General features: G+C 39.0%; 20 protein-coding genes. 8 read left to right on the top strand and 12 right to left on the bottom strand.

The features are described from left to right. Positions 1 to 3: 3 nt before the first annotated feature. Both ACTU7M_RS02745 and murB read right to left on the bottom strand, forming a co-directional pair. Entirely contained in the window at positions 4 to 1,707 is a 1,704-nt protein-coding gene (locus tag ACTU7M_RS02745; RefSeq protein ID WP_443472843.1) for an ABC transporter ATP-binding protein, read from the bottom strand. 34 nt (positions 1,708 to 1,741) lie between these two features. Continuing rightward, the gene (murB, locus tag ACTU7M_RS02740; protein ID WP_443472842.1) at positions 1,742 to 2,686 is read right to left on the bottom strand and encodes a UDP-N-acetylmuramate dehydrogenase; all 945 of its coding nucleotides are present in this window, start codon (positions 2,684 to 2,686) and stop codon (positions 1,742 to 1,744) included. A 220-nt stretch (positions 2,687 to 2,906) separates the two neighbouring features. Here murB and ACTU7M_RS02735 point away from each other — a divergent pair, with 220 nt between their 5' ends. Together ACTU7M_RS02735 and ACTU7M_RS02730 are read left to right on the top strand one after the other, a co-directional pair. Continuing rightward, the gene (locus ACTU7M_RS02735; RefSeq protein ID WP_443472841.1) at positions 2,907 to 3,158 is read left to right on the top strand and encodes a hypothetical protein; all 252 of its coding nucleotides are present in this window, start codon (positions 2,907 to 2,909) and stop codon (positions 3,156 to 3,158) included. A 12-nt stretch (positions 3,159 to 3,170) separates the two neighbouring features. After that, positions 3,171 to 3,932, top strand: a complete 762-nt coding sequence (locus ACTU7M_RS02730; protein ID WP_443472840.1) for an exodeoxyribonuclease III — start codon at positions 3,171 to 3,173, stop codon at positions 3,930 to 3,932. A gap of 35 nt (positions 3,933 to 3,967) precedes the next feature. Here ACTU7M_RS02730 and ACTU7M_RS02725 read toward each other — a convergent pair whose 3' ends face one another. From ACTU7M_RS02725 to ACTU7M_RS02690, 8 genes are all read right to left on the bottom strand, one after another. After that, a complete protein-coding gene (locus ACTU7M_RS02725) occupies positions 3,968 to 4,495 on the bottom strand; it encodes a GNAT family N-acetyltransferase (protein ID WP_443472839.1) in 528 nt (175 codons plus the stop codon). Further along, a complete protein-coding gene (gene tsaE, locus ACTU7M_RS02720) occupies positions 4,485 to 4,961 on the bottom strand; it encodes a tRNA (adenosine(37)-N6)-threonylcarbamoyltransferase complex ATPase subunit type 1 TsaE (protein WP_443472838.1) in 477 nt (158 codons plus the stop codon). The genes ACTU7M_RS02725 and tsaE overlap by 11 nt, the downstream gene beginning before the upstream one ends. 96 nt (positions 4,962 to 5,057) lie before the next feature. Beyond that, positions 5,058 to 6,038, bottom strand: coding sequence for a phosphate acetyltransferase (gene pta, locus ACTU7M_RS02715; protein ID WP_443472837.1), 981 nt, complete (start codon positions 6,036 to 6,038; stop codon positions 5,058 to 5,060). A 278-nt stretch (positions 6,039 to 6,316) separates the two neighbouring features. Continuing rightward, the gene (locus ACTU7M_RS02710) at positions 6,317 to 7,006 is read right to left on the bottom strand and encodes a hypothetical protein (protein WP_443472836.1); all 690 of its coding nucleotides are present in this window, start codon (positions 7,004 to 7,006) and stop codon (positions 6,317 to 6,319) included. Next, on the bottom strand, positions 7,003 to 8,016 hold the full coding sequence (locus ACTU7M_RS02705) for an LLM class flavin-dependent oxidoreductase (RefSeq protein WP_443472835.1): 1,014 nt from the start codon (positions 8,014 to 8,016) through the stop codon (positions 7,003 to 7,005). The genes ACTU7M_RS02710 and ACTU7M_RS02705 overlap by 4 nt, the downstream gene beginning before the upstream one ends. Positions 8,017 to 8,108: 92 nt before the next feature. Beyond that, entirely contained in the window at positions 8,109 to 8,975 is an 867-nt protein-coding gene (locus ACTU7M_RS02700) for a prephenate dehydrogenase (RefSeq protein WP_443472834.1), read from the bottom strand. 319 nt (positions 8,976 to 9,294) lie between these two features. After that, entirely contained in the window at positions 9,295 to 10,017 is a 723-nt protein-coding gene (locus ACTU7M_RS02695) for an alpha/beta fold hydrolase (RefSeq protein ID WP_443472833.1), read from the bottom strand. Beyond that, the gene (locus ACTU7M_RS02690; RefSeq protein WP_443472832.1) at positions 10,014 to 10,700 is read right to left on the bottom strand and encodes a uracil-DNA glycosylase; all 687 of its coding nucleotides are present in this window, start codon (positions 10,698 to 10,700) and stop codon (positions 10,014 to 10,016) included. The genes ACTU7M_RS02695 and ACTU7M_RS02690 overlap by 4 nt, the downstream gene beginning before the upstream one ends. Before the next feature lie 94 nt (positions 10,701 to 10,794). On the opposite strand from ACTU7M_RS02690, the gene ACTU7M_RS02685 reads away from it, so the two are divergent. The 3 genes from ACTU7M_RS02685 to ACTU7M_RS02675 all read left to right on the top strand — a co-directional run bounded on the left by ACTU7M_RS02685 (position 10,795) and on the right by ACTU7M_RS02675 (position 12,712). Beyond that, a complete protein-coding gene (locus ACTU7M_RS02685) occupies positions 10,795 to 11,661 on the top strand; it encodes a Cof-type HAD-IIB family hydrolase (RefSeq protein ID WP_443472831.1) in 867 nt (288 codons plus the stop codon). Between the two features lie 49 nt (positions 11,662 to 11,710). Further along, positions 11,711 to 11,851, top strand: a complete 141-nt coding sequence (locus ACTU7M_RS02680) for a YvrJ family protein (RefSeq protein WP_443472830.1) — start codon at positions 11,711 to 11,713, stop codon at positions 11,849 to 11,851. A gap of 126 nt (positions 11,852 to 11,977) precedes the next feature. Then, complete coding sequence (locus ACTU7M_RS02675) at positions 11,978 to 12,712, top strand: amino acid ABC transporter ATP-binding protein (RefSeq protein WP_443472829.1); 735 nt, start codon at positions 11,978 to 11,980, stop codon at positions 12,710 to 12,712. 147 nt (positions 12,713 to 12,859) lie between these two features. On the opposite strand, the gene ACTU7M_RS02670 is transcribed toward ACTU7M_RS02675, so the two are convergent. Further along, complete coding sequence (locus tag ACTU7M_RS02670) at positions 12,860 to 14,059, bottom strand: 3D domain-containing protein (RefSeq protein ID WP_443472828.1); 1,200 nt, start codon at positions 14,057 to 14,059, stop codon at positions 12,860 to 12,862. Positions 14,060 to 14,273: 214 nt separating this feature from the next. On the opposite strand from ACTU7M_RS02670, the gene ACTU7M_RS02665 reads away from it, so the two are divergent. The 3 genes from ACTU7M_RS02665 (at position 14,274) to ACTU7M_RS02655 (ending at position 18,619) form a co-directional block, all read left to right on the top strand. Then, positions 14,274 to 14,759 (top strand): nucleoside 2-deoxyribosyltransferase, encoded by a 486-nt coding sequence (locus ACTU7M_RS02665; protein ID WP_443472827.1) that lies wholly within the window; start codon positions 14,274 to 14,276, stop codon positions 14,757 to 14,759. Positions 14,760 to 14,870: 111 nt separating this feature from the next. Continuing rightward, positions 14,871 to 16,445, top strand: a complete 1,575-nt coding sequence (locus ACTU7M_RS02660) for a Ppx/GppA family phosphatase (protein WP_443472826.1) — start codon at positions 14,871 to 14,873, stop codon at positions 16,443 to 16,445. 29 nt (positions 16,446 to 16,474) lie between these two features. Further along, positions 16,475 to 18,619, top strand: coding sequence for an RNA degradosome polyphosphate kinase (locus ACTU7M_RS02655; protein WP_443472825.1), 2,145 nt, complete (start codon positions 16,475 to 16,477; stop codon positions 18,617 to 18,619). 187 nt (positions 18,620 to 18,806) lie between these two features. On the opposite strand, the gene ACTU7M_RS02650 is transcribed toward ACTU7M_RS02655, so the two are convergent. Next, positions 18,807 to 19,075: zinc ribbon domain-containing protein (locus ACTU7M_RS02650; RefSeq protein WP_443472824.1), on the bottom strand; the 269-nt coding region annotated here is incomplete at its 5' end.

Here is a 19,075-nt window from a genome sequence, read left to right as displayed (position 1 = left end):
TAACTAAAACAATCTGGCAACGCGATCATAATGAATAAACTTATCTGTAAACGCATAAGGATCGGTCATATTGATTTGTTTGGCAAAGGTTAGGAGATTTGTTTCTTTTAAGGAAGCAGCCGCTACAATTTCGGGTGTGGCAAGGACCATGACAGGACTAGCATCCGCGATGACCTCCCCTTCTGCCATCACGATTGCGCGTTTGGTATATTCAAGCATCAAATGAATATCATGGGTTACTAAAAGAACGCTGACGCCTCTTAAATTTATGGATTGAAGAAAATTCATAATTTCGATGTAGCTATTCAAATCCTGACCAGCTGCCGGTTCATCAACAATAATGAGCTCTGGATCCAAGACCAAGACGGAACCAATCGCTACCCTACGCAATTGCCCGAAACTTAAAGCAGCGATAGGTAAATCACGAATGTATTGCAAACTACAAATTCGGATAACTTTCTCAATACGTTTACTGATTTCTTGTTCAGAAAAATTACGGTTACGCAAACGGTAAGCCAATTCATCGACAATTGTTGGTTGGGAAATAGATTCCAATGGATTCTGGGGAACGTAACCAATACAAACAGCTAATTCGTCTGCATTATACGAAGAGACATCTTCCCCTTTCCATAACATTTGGCCTTCTTGAACAGCCTCTTCCCCGGAAATCAACTTTGAAAGAGTTGTCTTACCAGAACCGTTCGGTCCCACCAAACTCACCATCTCACCTTGATTTATTTTGAGACTAACATTTTTGAGTATTGGTCTTTCGTTCCACGGATATTGGAAATTAATATCACGCAGTTCCATCAAAGGCTTCAGTTGTTCGCGATATTGGAATTGGGGAAGATAGGACAGCCACAACTCCATTTGTTCTTTTAAATTGGGTCCATTTATTTTGTGGACATCGTCCAAGTTATTAACCGTATCGAGATTGACCCCAGCATAGCGCATCGCGGTTATGTATAATGGTTCTCTGATACCAATTTCACCTAGGACATCTGTCTTAAGAATATCAGAAGGTTTTCCGTCTGCCATTAATCGACCTTCAGAAAGTAAAATCAATCTTTCAATTGGATAAGCTAACGCATCTTCCAGACGATGTTCGATAATGATAATAGTTGTGTCCGTTTGTTTGGCTAATTCATCAATAAATTTCATTGCTATATCACCAGATTTTGGATCAAGATTGGCAAGTGGTTCATCCAAAATCAAAACAGGTTTGTCATCAATAAAGAAGCCAGCTGATTTCATTTTTTCAAACTGGCTGTCTGAGATCATGTTATAACTTTCTTTTAAGGAAGGATATTTACTTAAAAACCATTCCATGCTTGCTAATTTTTTTTGTTCTAGATACGTTTGAAACGGTTCAACTGCAGGTTGAACCGTCTGCCCTTTATTTTTCTCATGAATAGTCGCAGCACTTTCCAGCATACTGATGGCAAGTTCATTGGGCAGAAAATTGGAGATAATCGGATTATTGATATCTTCTCCAATTATAATTTTCCCCGAAAAATCATTGTTGTCCTTATTCGGCAAGACCCCAGACAAACAGCGTGCAAAGGTTGATTTCCCGGATCCGCTTGGCCCGATTACCAGAATTTTTTCACCTTCATTAATTGTTACATTTAGTTCGTTTAAAATTGGAACAGTTTGATCAGAATAGGTAAATGTAAAATTTTGAAAGGTAATAAAAGGCTTTTTCAAGAAATCTCCTCCTCTACTTATTTGAATGTCTGTTTCATGAAGTTACTTCCTCCATGACTTTACTCGGGTCTTCGCCAATGATGCGTACTTCTGTTTCTAATTCAACATCATAAACTTCTTTAATTACTTTTTGAATATACCCTATCAAGTCAATATAATCCGTTGCAGTGGCCCCGTCAATATTAACAATGAAACCGGCATGTTTCAGGGAAATTTGTGCTCCACCCCATTGTTTACCTTGAAGGCCGGCGTCCTGGATTAGTTTCCCCGTAAAGTAACCCGTTGGGCGTTTGAATACACTCCCACATGATGGGTATTCTAACGGTTGCTTAGATTCACGTAGTTCTGTGAATTCCGTCATTTTTTCTTGTATTTTGTCTTCTTTACCTTTTTCCAGAGTAAAAACTGTTTCCAGCACAATATCTCCGGTATTTTGAACGACACTGTAGCGGTAACGGAATTCCATTTCCTTGTGAGTGTATATTTTACGCTCGCCGCTCAGTGTTACAACCTCGACCGTTTCAATGACAGATTCAACTTCACCGCCATAGGCTCCTGCATTCATGTAGACAGCACCGCCCACACTCCCTGGAATACCACAAGCAAATTCAAGTCCAGTCAGTTTTTCACGTAAAGCTACCCGTGAAGTTTCAATTAATGCTGCTCCGCTTTGGACAATTAATTGATTTTTATTGACAAGAATATCATCCATATGAGTCAAAATCATTACAACGCCACGAATACCGCCATCACGGATAATAACATTACTGGAATTGCCAAGAGTCGTTAAAGGAATTTTATTGTCAAATGTCCATTTTACGATATTTTGCACTTCGTCTTTTGTTTTTGGAAAAACAAGGGCATCCACTGGTCCACCTGTTTTCGTATATGTATAATTGCTGAGGAATTCATTTTCCTTAATGATGATCGACGGAAAAAGTTTTCGCAATTCCCCTGCCACCTGTTTATATTCTTGCACGTTTTTCGCCTCACTAAATATTCATTATTCAGACAAATAAATGTTTTATAATTTTTTATTTGCATCGCATTAGTTATTGTAGCATATCTTACCTCGATATTAAGCTATTTTTTGTTAGTTAGTCAACTTGTAATCTTTGTCATCTAACATTCAAAGTGAATAATCGCAATTTCAAGTGAAAATATGCTAAAATATTCCGGAGAGGAAAGGAGAATGACAGATGAAAAATAAACAACTACGAAATGCGACGGTTTTTACATTGCTTGCTATTCTTTACCCCGTCTATCTTTTCGGAACAAAAGATCCTAATTCCATTGCAACCGTTTCTGTATTATTAGCACTATTTTTCCCATTAGTCGGTGTTATATACGGCCTAAATGTGAAAGAAACAAAATTTAAATGGGCTTTTGTAATAATAAACTTAATCGTTCTTGGTATTTTCAGTAATTTTGCTTTAGGAATTTTATTCTAGGAGTGAGCGAGTATGCCATTAAAATTTGTATCATGGAATGTGAATGGTCTCAGAGCAATCGTGCAGAAAAATTTCTTGGAAGTATTTTCTGAATTAGATGCGGATTTTTTTTGTATTCAAGAAACAAAATTACAAGAAGGTCAGATTGAATTAGAGTTTGAAGGATATCAATCTTATTGGAATTATGCTGTCAAAAAAGGCTATTCCGGAACTGCCATTTATACTAAGCATCCACCAATTTCCGTTAGATATGGGATGGGTATAGATGAACACGATCAAGAAGGTCGACTGATCAGTCTAGAATATCCAAACTTCTGGCTTGTAACGGTTTATACACCAAATTCCAAATCTGAATTAGCACGACTGGATTATCGGATGAAATGGGAAGAATCATTCCGTCATTATTTAAAATCCCTTGAACAAACGAAACCAGTGGTTATATGTGGAGACTTAAACGTCGCACATACTGAAATTGATTTAAAAAACCCAAAGTCTAATCGTAAAAATGCAGGCTTCTCGGATGAAGAACGGAATAAATTCTCGCTGTTGTTAGAAAATGGTTTTATCGATACATTCCGGTTCTTTTACCCTGATGTAACAGGTCGCTACACTTGGTGGAATTATCGCTTTAATGCCAGAAAAAATAACGCTGGATGGCGCATTGACTATTTTCTTACTTCTGAAGCTTTAAAAAATAAGTTAGTGGCTGCTGAAATTCACGATAAGATTCTAGGAAGCGATCATTGTCCCGTTTCATTAACATTGGACGCTTAAAAACCGTTGGAGCAGATTGCTTCCAACGGTTTTTTCTAATCCACCAATAAACTCATCATGACACCATCTACAAACTCTCCGTCAATAAACATGACGCGGGGCATAATGCCTTCTCGTTGATAGCCCATTTTCTCATAAAGTGCTATGGCACGCTCATTGTCAGCGTGAACGGTTAATTCCAGGCGACGGATCACGCCAGACTCTTTCGCCCAAATTTCTACTTCTTCCATTAAAGCTGTTCCAAGACCATATCCCCAGAATTCTTTGGAAACTGTAATACCGACTTCTCCCACATGTTTCGTTTTTGGTTTATCATTGGATCCGACAGAAGCAATCCCGATTAATTCTTCATTATTAATGGTTGCTACCAGCATGATGGCATTATCCTTTTCCATCAAACCTTCTAAATACATCTCTTCAAACGCTTCAGATAGCTCCAACCCTTCTGGTCCGTAAGTTAAATAATCTGTTTCTGCACCTGTTTGCTCACAGAATGCAATAATATCTTTTGCATCTGAGGGTATTGCTTCACGGATAATGATTTCAAGTTTTTCAGTTTTCATTTAAATTTTTCCAATCTATTAATAGTTTGTCATAACGTTCTCCGACTGATTCAATCGTAAACGTACGATTTTGTAGATATTCCCCTGTTTTATCTATTTGGACAAGCAGATAATTATTAGGTAATTCATCCGCAATAAACTTGGACCATTCAACAACGCTTACCCCATCACCGTAAAAATACTCTTCCAAACCCATTTCATCACTACCTGCTTCTTCAAGCCGGTAAACATCCATGTGATATAGCGGTAAACGTCCTTTGGTATATTCCCGGATAATGGTATAGGTGGGACTTTTGATAACTTGTCCTATTCCCATCCCTGTCGCCAATCCTTTTGTAAAAGTTGTTTTACCAGCCCCTAAGTCGCCTTCCAACAAAATAACATCGCGTGCTTGAACTAAGTTCCCCAATTTTTCGGCTAAATCGAGTGTTTCTTTTTCATTGTTGGTATTAATTGTATAAATCACCATTCAACCCCCACTTCAATCTCTGCTCTATTATATCGCAAAAAGAAAAAGAAAAAAACAGCCCCAGCATATGACTGGGGCTGTTATACGGATAAATTATTTTACCAATGTTTGATTTGCTGTGATAATAGCTGTCTTGAAGACATCCTCTTCCACACAACCACGAGAAAGGTCAGAAATCGGTTTATTCAAACCTTGCAAGATTGGTCCAACAGCTTCAAAAGCTCCAAAACGTTGTGCAATCTTGTAACCAATGTTTCCTGATTGGATTTCAGGGAATACAAATACTGTTGCTTGACCAGCAACTGGGGAATCTGGTGCTTTTTGTTTAGCTACTGCTTCAACAAAGGCAGCATCAAATTGCAATTCGCCATCGATATTATATTCCGGCGCTAATTCTTTAGCAATTCTTGTTGCTTCGGCAACTTTTTCTTGTTCTGGGGATGATGCAGATCCTTTAGTGGAGAAGCTTAACATTGCCACATTCGGCTCAATATCGAACATTTCAGCTGTTTTAGCTGATTCCACTGCGATTTCTGCCAATTCTTGTGCAGTTGGGTTAATGTTAATAGCACAGTCAGAGAACAAATATTTTTCTTGGCCACGACCACGAAGCATGATAAAAGCTCCAGAAGTACGGCTAACGCCTGGTTTTGTTTTGATGATTTGTAGAGCTGGACGCACAGTATCACCTGTTGAGTGAACGGCACCACTTACTAAGCCATCAGCCAATCCCATATATACAAGCATTGTTCCGAAATAGTTTTCATCCAATAATGTTTTGCGTGCTTGTTCTTCTGTCGCTTTTCCTTTACGACGTTCAACAAAAGATGCAACCATTTCGTCAAATTCAGCATAGTTAGCTGGATCTAAAACAGAAACGCCTTCAATGTTGAATCCACGGTCTTTAGCAGCTGTTTCAACAGCTTCTTTGTTACCAACTAAAATTGGTTCTACTAAATCCTCTGCTTTAAGACGTACTACGGCACCTAAAATACGTGAATCTGTTGCTTCCGGGAAAACGATTTTAATTTTTTTACCTTTAATCTTTGCTTCTAAACTTTGGAACATGTCCATGTGAGAGTTCCCTCCTCGGATTTTTTACTACACACCTATCATAACGCAATTTCAAAAAAATATCAGCTATTATTGATAGAAACAGCATAAAAAACTGTTTCATAATCTATAAGTCAAGATTATTGATATCAAAAATAACATTTTATTGGTAATTTATGAATTTACTGCACATAGAGTGTACGTGTTGTAAATGACATCATACTAGAAATTATTTGTTCATTTTCTGTTTTGAAACAGATTAACGTGTGTATCACTTCGTACGGTTTTTAAGTAAATTATTAATAGTATCTAAATGTCCAATCGAGAAATATATCTTTGAGTGTGGGAACCAGAAATTCATCTTCTGGAGAATACGTTTTACCGGTATCATCCTGTGCTATCACGACATGGTCATAAAAAATATAGTGGGTGTCATTAAATCCAATCGTTTCAAATTCAGAATCCTTCAGATGATGAAGCGTTCCTATTATAGCCGTCTGAGATTCAGACGGTTCAAAAACAACACTTGATTCATACTGTTTGAATATTTTCCCTTTATACTCAAAATAATGATGACGGTGTTTTTTCCCCAGATAATTTACTGGTTCTCTAACAATTTCTTCATCATACAACCCCGTTGCCATCACCCCGTCAGGATCATGATAACGGGCATAGGCTGCCACTGTTGATGGGGTCATGGGTTGATAACCTTGGAATGCTTTATACTGCATATGCCGAATAACTGGCGTCACGTGACTTGCAGGCTCTAAATACGACTCATACCGTTGATTATTAAACAAAATCGCCACCGCAAATATGCCAACGACAATAGCGGCTATTTTCAAAACGTTTTTCCCAATGCTTGTCTTTCTTTTTGTGAAAGCAAAAGCCATAACCAGACCAGAAAACATTATTATCCCCAGTGAAACTGGTGCCCAAAATTGATACCATTTTTCGGCTGCCATCCAGAATGATAAGGTCACGTTCAACTTCCACCCTTCACAATCCCGAATTCTTCCGCCAACAAGCGGTAGGAGTTATGTCTTACATCCTGAGGGTCTGCAAAAGTAACGATCATCGCTTCATCTATGTGATATTCCATCTCATATTTTTTCAATTCGGCTGCTACCGTTTGAGCTGTCCCAATTAGCATCCCTTCACGAAGCTTCTCAATAATCATGCGGTCCATTTCGGATAAAGGATGATTTACGGCTTCTTCGGGTGTTAACATCTTCTCCATGCGATGACCGCGCATCAAATTCATTTTTGATAGCAGGTAAGGAAGAGTATAGTAGTTAGCTTCTTCCTCCGTTTCGCAGACCATTGCATAAAACGCAACCGATAATTTTTTCTCGGCCATAAAGCGGGAGGGTTTAAATCGACTGTTATAAATTTCAAAGGCTTCGGGGTTCATCTTGCCGCTAAAAAATTGCGCATAGGAATAACCAATACCTCTATTTGCAGCCTGCATGGCACTGTCACCACTCGAACCTAATAGCCACATGGTAGGAACTGTTTCGGTTTGTGGTGTTGCGATTGTATGTTGATATACCTCGTATTGCGGTTGCTCATCTAATATCAAATCTTGGATTACTTCTAATTTGTCATACATGTTATTTAAGTTCGGGGCTTTTCCCTGTGACAAAGCAAAGATTGCATTGCGGTCGCCACCAGGTGCCCGCCCTATTCCCAAATCTATTCTGCCTGGATGCAGGACTTCCAATGTTTTGAAAATTTCTGCAATTTTTAAAGGCGAATAATGCATCATCATGATGCCGCCTGTCCCAACATTAATGGTCTTTGTTTTTGCTGCCACGTGTGCCGTTATAATCTCGGGTGCTGAACTAGCTAAATTAGTAGCCCCATGATGTTCAGAAAACCAAATACGTCGATAACCAAGTTTTTCTGCAACTTGCGCTAAGGTGACAGCATTATTCAAAGCATCTCTTGAGCTACTTGCAGTAGATATTGGCACTTGATCTAAAATACTTAATTCCATATTAAGACTCCTTTCCGGGTGTCCATTTCACCATCAAGGATACCATAAAATATATGACTATTCCGCATTTATACATAGAGCTTTTAAAAAAATCATTTACCTTTTAAATCGGATGCTTCAAGGCTGATGCGTCGCTCGGTGGATTCGACAAATAAGGTTTCCAAAGCTTTGCTATCATCGGTTAAGACTGCTTGTTTGATAGCATGAAACTGCATCTCAAAACTTGTCATGGCATCCAGTAATGCTGCCTTGTTTTCCAGGAATAATTCTGACCATAAGGATTCATTTATTTTGGCAATACGCGTTAAATCACGGTAACTATCTCCGATAAATCGCACGGTCTCACGATGAGGATCATCACTATTAATCAAGGCAACTGCAATCGCGTGACAAAGTTGGCTGGTAAAAGCAATCATCTCATCATGTTCCTGTGGGTTCACGACCGATATCCTTTTAAAACCAAGCTTTTTCAATAAATCGATCAAGATATCTACATTCTCTTGTTTATTTTCACTGGTTGGAGTTATCAAGTAATTTGCACCCTGGAAAATAGTACCAGTCGCAAATTTATAGCCGCGACTCTCGCGTCCAGCCATTGGATGGCCAAATATAAAATCCACTTGTTTCGGGAGATCAGCTTGCATATTTTCAATTAAAGCTCCTTTCACGCCCGCAGTATCCGTCAGGATAGCACCTGTTTTGAATTCTTGCGCGTGAGTTTTCACAAATTTTTTCATTGCCTCTGGATACAGTGCAAAAATTACAATATCCGCTCTTTGGAGAATCGTTTTATTTTTGGTTTCCCCGCCTTGAATTGTTCCTTCTTCCAATGCCTGTTTAAGTGTTTCGGAATCAAGATCGATTGCCAAAACCTCAACATCCTTTATTTCATTTAACTTGATCGCTTTGGCAAATGAACCCCCAACAACTCCTAAGCCTACAATTGCAATTGTTTTCATATTTCAGTCCCCTTTCTATTCAAAAAAATAAACCCCGCCGAGTAATAACCTCAGCAGGGTTTATATTAAATTTTCCAGTTGGGGATCAACCAGAATGTTTAAATTTACCAGCCGCTATTATTACAAGCGGCTGAACAGACATGTCAATATAGCCACTCTAGATATGAATGTTTATCACAGTTCACATCCAAAGTTGGATATGAATACTATCTATAGTAGCCATAATATTCATTTTCTTTTTGCCATACCCAATTAGTCATTGTCTGTCCTCGATTCTTTTTGTAAACCTATCATAATTCAAAGAAAAGAATATTTCAAGTTAAATCTCATTGTCCTCTAATTTTTCAAAAAACAGATTGACTGCTTCTTGAAAACTCCCTGGATCCGTTACAAAGAAATCATGGCCGCCTTCCGGGACAATAAAAACTTCTCCATTCGGTATCAGTGCGGCCATTTCTTCAGTGTGCTCGCGCTTAATTAAATCAAATTCACCAGCCATCACCAAAACCGGAACTTGTAAATTCTTCAAATCATTTTCAGATAAATCCAATTCATCCAACATCAAATTCACAATATTCAATTGCCTTTTAACTTCTTCATTTTGCTCCTGAGTCAAAAGTTCTTCCCTGTGCTCAACAATCTCCTGGTAAGTTGTTTTCTCAATCGCATCTGCCTTATAGTTGGACCCCATCGTTATAACACAACGGACACGTTCTGGATTATGAGCCGCTAAATATAAGGCAATATTTCCGCCGTCACTGTAACCAACGATTATAATTTTTTCGATCGCCAGTTCATCAAGCAGTGTTAAAATATCATCAGCAATCAGCCTGAAGGTCAGAGTGTCAACGCCTAAATCGGACCGCCCATGCCCACGGGTATCCATAGCAATAACAGTATGTGTGGGCTGAAAATCTTCAAATTGGATACTGAAAATATCAGAATCCTCTCCATTACCATGGATGAACAACAGAGGTTCCCCTACTCCCCCCATCTGATAATAAAGGTTTCCCCGGGAAGTTTCTAAAATGTAACTTTTCATTCGGTCACCTCATCCGGCAATTGCCAGTCAATGGGCTGTTCGCCTAATTCTTTTAGTGCCTGGTTAGTCTTGGAAAATGGTTTGGATCCGAAAAAGCCTCTGTGAGCCGATAACGGACTTGGATGTGGGGAGGATATTACAATATGCTTGGATGTATCGATAAATGCTTTTTTAGCAATGGACGCATTTCCCCACAAAATAAATACAACTGGTTTATCACGCTCATTTAGGGCGCGGATAACGGCGTCCGTTAATAATTCCCACCCTTTTCCACGATGGGAATAAGCTTCCCCTTGGCGGACAGTCAAGACACTGTTTAAAAGGAAAACACCTTGTTTTGCCCAGGCAGTTAAATTACCATGGGTCACAGGTTTAATACCTAAATCAGATTCCAATTCCTTATATATATTTCGCAATGATGGTGGAATTCGGACTCCTTTTTGGACAGAGAAACTAAGCCCATGTGCCTGGTTTTCTCCATGGTAAGGATCTTGACCGATGATAACCACTTTCACATCATTATAAGGTGTTAATTCGAATGCATTCCATATATCATGCATACTGGGATAAATAGTTGCTTGTCCATACTCTTTTTTCAAAAATTTACGTAGTTGTAAATAATAAGCTGATTTGAACTCAGGCTCCAAAACTTCTTGCCACTCATTGTGAATAATCTGCTTCATTCTAATCTCCTCACTTTAGTATATAGTGTACCAAATTAGTAAAAATGTTACACTGGAAAGGTAATATTCAAATATGATTTCAGGAGGATGTATAGTGATTCAATTAATCGTATCTGATATGGATGGAACGCTTTTGAATAATAAAATGGCTATCTCGGAAGCAAACCAACAGGCTATCAAAGAAGCTGAACAACAAGGCATCAAATTCATGGTCGCAACGGGCCGTGGTTATACCGAAGCAGTCCCTGCTTTAAAAGAGGTGGGTATACATTGTCCCATGATTACGGTGAACGGGGGCCAGATTATTGATGAAGCAGGAAATTTAGTTGAAAATGTCGGGATAGACAAAAATCGCATCCGATACATTCTAGATGCTGCACGTGAAAAAGGATTATATGCAGAAGTTGTTATGGCAGACGGCGTTTATTCTGACAACAAAGTGAAACGTGTAGAAACAATGACGAGTTTATTACATACTACCAACCCGGATACGACTTTTAAAATGGCATTAGTTCTTGCTTTAGGTCGTCTGGAGTTGTTAAACATCAATTATATAAACGATTACGAGGAAATACTTACAGATGATCGACTTGCTTTGAAGGTTCTGGTATTCAGCAATAGCGGTCAACCAGAGCTACAGCCTCTCCGGGAAAATCTGGATAAAGATAAAGAACTCGTCGTCACTTCCTCTTTCTTTAATAACTTGGAGATTAACCATGTAAATGCACAAAAAGGAATAGCACTTGAACGCGTTGCTAAAAAAATGGGAATCCCTCTTGAAAATGTAATGGCGATCGGTGATAATTTCAACGACGTATCCATGCTTGAAAAAGCTGGTGTCAGTTTTGCCATGGGAAACGCAGAGGACGGCGTAAAAAAAGTGGCTAAATATGTGACCGCAACAAATACCCATGATGGTGTTGCGCAAGCGATTTACCGAAGTATCCACGAAAAATTGTAACATTTTGACCAAATAAAACGTCTTTGTAAATAGAAAGGAGGCGTTTTGGATGGAAGTTGAATTGTTATCCTATATAGAAGTCATTAGCAATACTGGCTTTCCCATCGTTATCTCCATGTATCTGTTGAATCGCATGGAGAAGAAATTGGACACGTTAGTACAGGCTATTGAAAAACTTGGCAGGATATAAACAATACCTTGATTTCAAATTCCTGTCTTAAGTAGTTTTTTGTCAAGACTCATTATCATCTCATACACTTTTAATATAGCCATTTTTTTGGTAGAATAAGACAACGATGCCGAAAGGAGTCCACAAATGGCTAAGATTAAAGTAAAAGTAACAGATCTCAAGAAGAATTTTGGTGAAAATGAGGTCCTAAAATCAATTAATGCAGAAATTGTTGAAGGTGAAGTTGTGTGTATCATTGGTCCTTCTGGTTCAGGAAAAAGTACGTTTCTGCGTTGTTTAAACGGGTTAGAAGAAATTTCTGGTGGACATGTTGAAATCGATAATGTTGATTTAACTGATCCTAAAATCAATATAAATAAGGTACGGGAAGAAATTGGTATGGTATTCCAACATTTCAACCTATTCCCCCACTTAACAGTGGCACAAAACATTACGCTTGCACCCGTGGAATTGAAGCGAATGACAAAAGAAGAGGCGCACAGCAAAGCCGCTGAACTGTTGGAAATAGTTGGATTAAGCGAAAAAATTGATGTCTATCCAAACTCATTATCAGGGGGACAAAAACAACGTGTTGCTATTGCACGCGCGTTAGCTATGAATCCAGATATTATGTTGTTTGACGAACCAACTTCAGCGTTAGACCCAGAAATGGTTGGTGAAGTTTTAGAAGTAATGAAACGCCTTGCCCGAGAAGGTATGACCATGATTGTCGTTACACACGAAATGGGCTTTGCCCGCGAAGTTGGTGACCGTGTCATTTTCATGGATGGCGGATTCATTGTTGAAGAAGGTACACCGGAAGAAATCTTCAAAAACGCAAAACATCCACGTACACAAGATTTCTTGAATAAAGTATTGTAAACAAATAGGAAACCGAGACTATCAAAGTCTCGGTTTTTTTCATTCTATAAGGTTATTCGGTGTTGGTGAAGGAAATGCCTAGCAACACCATAAATAACAGATCCATATAAAAAAAACTGGGTGAAATCACCCAGTTTTTTCCTAGTATTAATTTAAGATTGTTACAGTAAGTTGGCGTCTTCCGAATGCCCAGGCGCTATCCAGATTTTCCATATGGATATCAATTCGATTTCCGATAATGGCGCTTCCCGTGTCTCCTGCTAAATAGATTCCATATCCTGGAATTTCCACTAATGACCACAATGGAATAACAGACGGATCTACAGCAATAACCATTGGATTTTCACGTAAATCAATACCTGTGAAAGTATGATTACTTAGACTCGGTTGATTGCGTGAGTATGCTGTGGCATTGACCGTTACTTGACGACCTGATGGTGCTGGCGTCTCAGTTACTACTGGAGCAGAAATATTCTGTACAACCGTATTTTCTACGACTTCTGTTTCTGTTTCTGTTTCTACAACCAATTCTGTCTTAGCAGCTTCCTCGGCAGCAATACGTTCTGCTTCTTCAGCTGCAGCATTTTCGGCTGCCAGTTTATCGGATGCCGCTTTTTCGGCTGCAATTTTATCTGCTTCAGCCTTTTCTTTAGCAGCTTTTTCGGCTGCTACTTTTTCAGCTTTGGCAACTTCAGCTAAACGGTTTTCTTCCGCTGTTTTGTCTGCCATAATTTTTTCTAGTTCGGCTTGATTCTCGTTTAAGATTTGTTGCAAGGAACCAAGTTCGCGCGCCAAAATCTCAGATTCAGCATCCACAAGTAGTGATTTTTCTTCAATTAGTGCAATTTCTTCACTCAACTGCGTTTCTAAATCTTCTAATTTTTGTTCTTCTTCGATTGCCAATTCGATCCGATCATTATCGGCACTTTGAAGTTGACCAAGAATCAACAGCAAATTAAGAAAATCACCAAAGTTTTCTGCTTCCATAAGCATTAACATCCGGCTATTAGTTGAAGATGAAGTTTGCAATGCCACCAAACGTTCTTCCAATTGTTCTTTGCGTGCTGCAATTAGCGCTTTTTGTTCTTCAATCTCTGCAAGTGTTTCGGTTTTTTGACCTTCGACATCTTCAATCTGTGCATTCAGTTCTTCAACCTCAGCTTTTTTATTGTTAACTGAAGTCAATTTGTCAGTTACCAATACCTCTATTTCTGAGATTTCATTCTGCTTGGATTGTTCTTGCTTTTGAATTTTATCTAATGTACTCGCTTGAATCGGTGCTGCAAATAGCATTTGTGCTGCTAATGCCGCTACAAGTAATTTTCCGAGCTTTCTTTCTTTAACCAATTAGGCTCGCCTCTTTCCTTTGGAAATACTATTTGTATTATACGATTCAAATTTGTGAGAGAGGTTTCAAGCATCTTACGATTATGTGTCAACTTCTATTCGTCTGTAATGTAACTGTAACATCTTACAGAAAATAGCACTTTGCATCCTAAGAGTACTATTGCTATGATAGTTTTAGTAAAATTGATGAATAATTTCAAAAGGAGAATATACAATGACTCTAAAAGGCTACTATGCAGCTCCCCTTTTTTCACATATGGAATTACAGTACAACGAATTCTTGGTTGGTAAAATTCGGGAAGCTTATCCCGATTTAAATCTTTATGTACCTCAAGAAAACGGCGAAATTAATGATAAGAACGCTTATGCAGATTCAATTTTAATCGCTAAACAGGATACGGATCAATTACTGGCTTCGGATATTTTGATTGCTATTCTGGATGGCCAAACGATGGATGTAGGAGTGGCCACTGAAATTGGTGTTGCTTATCAAGCAGGTATTCCTATTGTTGCCCTTTATTCAGATTCAAGGCAACAAGGTGCCACAAACGAAAAAAAATTGGCTGCCTTACAAGAAGTGGCTGAGTCACAATTTCCGTATGTTAACTTGTATACAGTCGGCTTAATTAAAACAAACGGTGTCGTTGTTAATAACGTCGACGCATTAATCGAAAAAATCGCAAATTATATTAATATATAGATTTAAATGAGGACGACGCCAAGTTGGCGTCGCCCTCATTTTGTTTTTTGTGACAAATGACTATTTGTTCTATAAAATAGAGATAACGTCCGAACATTGAGGAGAATATATATGAAACCTGAAAAAATTGCTCTAATTGATATTGGATCGAATACGATTCGTCTCGTTATTTTCGAAATCACGGAAGATTATAACCTCTATGAACTACAAAATATCAAAACGCCTGCTCGACTAAGCCAATACCTTAGCGAGGATAAGACGATGTCTCAAGATGGAATTGATTCTTTGGTGAATGTATTGAAAACCTTTGTTGCGGTTACTGAGCAATATGATGTTTCGCAATTATTACCAATGGCAACGGCAGCCATTCGCCAATCAACCAATCGGGAAGATATTGTTCGTCAAGTAGCAGAAAAAGCAGGAGTCAATTTACAAATTGTTCCCGAAGAAAAAGAAGCTTTTTATGGTAGTTACGCAGTAACTTTATCGACAGAGACCAGTGAGGGTGTAACGGTCGATATTGGTGGGGGAAGTACCGAAATAACCTACTTTGAAAACAAGGAAATCGTCCGCTATCATAGTTTCCCTTTTGGTGTTGTAACCCTTAAGCAAATGTTTTTTGATGGCAAAGAGCATAATAACGAAAAAGCCATCAAGAAAATGACGTGTTTCATTCAGGAGCAGTTCAAGAGCCTTAAATGGTTGAATAAATTACGCGTTCCCGTTACTGCCATTGGTGGTTCAGCCCGTAGTATCGCCAACGTGCATCAACGCCAAACCAACTATCCCCTAGCTGGTGTTCACGGCTATCGCATGTCTCGCGATGATTTAGCTTTGACTCTTGACCTTTTTAAAAGTTTGTCCATACCGGAATTGCAGGAACTGGATGGTTTGAGCCAGGACCGTGCTGACATTATTATCCCGGCAAACGTTGTCTTTCAAGCGTTATTTGATGAAGTAAAAGCTTCGATGTTCATTTTTAGCAATAAAGGTTTGCGCGAAGGAATTATAATGGATTATCTGAACCAACTATCTGATAATCAAGCGTTCACTAAGGAAAATACGAGTACACAAAGCATTTACAAACTTGGGTTGAGTTATCACACCCAAAATAGAGTAGCAGATCAACGCGGAAATCTAGTCAGCATGTTATATGAAGAAATGTGTAAGGTTGATATTTTCGAAAAAGATCGCTATATCGCCCGTCTTCTTCAATATGGGAGCTACCTCTATTACCTGGGAGTCTATGTAGAAAGTGGTGCCGTTTCCCAGCATACCTTCTATATTATTTCTAATAGTGAATTAAATGGCCTTTCTCATCGCGAACGTGTTGTTGTCGCTTTGCTGGCAAGTTTCAAAAACCGTTCTTTATTCAATCAATATCTGGAACCTTTCAACGAATGGTTTAACGTCACCTATATCGATCAAATCAGGGAATTGGGGGGCATTATAAAGTTCGCTAACGCTCTCAATGATTCACATCTGAATGTTGTAAAAAACATAGAACTTAAACCCAAGAAAAATGGGTTTGATTTATTAATATACTATAAAGGCTCAATTATTGCCGAAGAATACCGGGCTATGCGTCAACGCAAACATATTCAACGCATAATAAAAGGAAATCTGGATATAGTTTTTGTAGATGTGGCTACTGGAAAAAAGAAGATTTTGGGTAAAGCTTACTAATTATTGATGCGTACAAGGACGGTGCCGATATGAGAAACAATATAACAGTTAACTTGGATGATCCAAACTATTACTATAACCGAGAGCTAAGTTGGCTGGAATTCAATAAACGTGTAATTAAAGAAGCGGATATGGATGCCAATCCTCTCTTGGAACAAATAAACTTCTTGGCTATTGGCAGCTCTAATTTGGACGAATTTTTTATGATTCGTGTGGCCGGACTTCAAGATCAATTCAAATTCGATCCGAGCCAACGCGACTCCAAAACCCAGTTGAATGCTGAACAACAGCTTGAAGCCATTTCCAGTAAAAATCGTCGCAATAACGAAATCCAATATGCCCTTTTCCATAAAAGAATTAAAGATTTAGCGGTTCATAATATCTATTTTCCCAAAATATCTGAATTGACAGAAGCAGAACAAAAAGAAATTGAGAGCTATTATCAGGAAATGATTTTCCCTGCCCTTACTCCGTTGGGGATTGATGCTTATCGTCCTTTTCCCAATTTGAATAACAAAGTGCTTCATATTTTTGTTAATCTATCAAAAGGCGAAGAAAAACACATTGCGGTTGTTCCAATCTCAACCTTCTTGAACCGATTCTACATTTTAAGAGACGGTGATATCACGAAAATCATAATGATTGAGGATATTATTCAGAGACACTTAGCTAGTTTATTCATGGGGTACCATGTCTCCGAAAGTTTCACTTTCAGAATCACTAGAAATGCTGATTTTGAAGTACAAGAAGAAGGGGCGGAAGATTTATTATCGGTGATTGAAGATTATGTCAAACGTCGTAAAAATGGTGTGGCTGTGCGGCTCGAAGTTCGTACAACTGATTCGGGCGATTTACGAGCCAATAATGTCGCCTTTTTGATGCAAGAACTAGACCTCTTGGAACGGGATCTTTATAGTTTTGATGGGCCTTTAGATTTAACCATGTTGGCGGAGTTAGCCGATGCCCTGGAGAGTGACTACCCTGAATTGAGATACGCACATTTCTCCCCAATCATACCGAAAGAACTCTTAGGAAAATCCATATACGCTGTTACAAATAAAAAAGATGTTTTCTTGCATCACCCTTATGACTCATTTACACCAGTTATCGATTTTATTGAAGAAGCATCACGGGATAAGAACACCCTGGCAATCAAACAAACGCTTTATCGTGTATCAAGGGATTCACCGATTATTGCTGCCTTAAAAGAGGCCGCAGAGAATGGGATTCAAGTTACTGTTTTGGTGGAATTAAAAGCTCGGTTTGACGAGGAAAATAATGTACACTGGGCAAAAGAATTAGAAGACTCCGGTGCTCATGTTCTTTACGGGGTAACAGATTTAAAGACGCACAGCAAAATTACGCTTGTTGTAAAAAAGGAACAGAATAAGATAAAGCGGTACATCCATCTGGGGACCGGCAATTATAACGATAAAACGGCACGCGGCTATGAAGACATGGGGATTTTTACCACTCATCAAGAAATTGGCGAGGATGCAACAGCCTTCTTTAACTACCTTAGTGGGTATTCGGAAATCCCCGAGTACAAACAATTATATGTCTCTCCTTATGAAATCCGCCTTTCTTTCCTTGAATACATTGAAAAAGAAATGGATTTCCACCGCGAATACGGCAATGGTCAAATTATCGCAAAAATGAATTCTTTGACCGATAAAAAAATTATCATGAAACTCTATGAAGCGAGTCAAATCGGGGTTAAAATCGATTTAATTATTCGTGGTATTTGCTGCCTGAAACCAGGCGTATCTGGAGTGAGTGATAACATTCGTGTTATCAGTGTTATTGGCCGCTTCCTTGAGCACAGTAGAATTTACTATTTCCATCAAAATGGTGCAAAAAAACTCTTCTTGTCTTCAGCTGACATGATGACACGTAACATGATCGGCCGGGTAGAAATTGAATTTCCTATTTTGGATAATGCCATCAAAACAGAAATCCTGGATATTTTAGATGTTTATCTTCGTGATAACCAAAAAGCCCAGGCGTTAAATACTGATGGAGACTATATCCATATCGAGACAAATGAAGAACCTTTAAATGCACATCAACATTTTATTGATTTGTCATTAGCTGAGAAAGCCTTGACACGTGAAGAACAATTAAAGGAAACTTGGTTTTCCCGAATTCGGGGTCGTATGCGGCGGAATAAATGAACACTCCCCCACTTAAATCCTGACGGATTTTGAAGTCGGGGTTTCTTTTTGTCTAAAGTGACGCTGCAGCGGGACTCGACAGTTGCCGAGAGGCTTCCCTTTGGGAAGTGGCTGTTTCTTCTCTCCACAAAAAGCAACGCAAACAGTTTTTACTGTTTGTGGGCGGTGACGCGCCATCTACTACTCCCTAACATGGTCGTAGATACTTTGTCTGTTCCGCGACTGCCCACGGCAGGAAGTTCCCGTACAGTGTCTTGCTGAGGATGTTCTTGGCTCCGTGAATGTCGCGGTGGCTGGTGTAGTCGCAGGCACAACGGACATTGCGACCGGTATGTTTCTTGCGGTTGTGGCAAACAGGACATGTTTGCGTACTGTAGGCTTCGTCCACCTTTTGGATGGCGATGCCGTTGGCTCTGGCTTTATACGTCAGGTAGCTCATCAGCTTGCCGAAGCTCC

Source organism: Jeotgalibaca sp. A122, from assembly GCF_052266715.1.
Lineage (GTDB): Bacteria > Bacillota > Bacilli > Lactobacillales > Aerococcaceae > Jeotgalibaca.
Note: the sequence above shows the minus strand (reverse complement) of the source record. Positions and strands in the feature narration are given on the sequence as shown.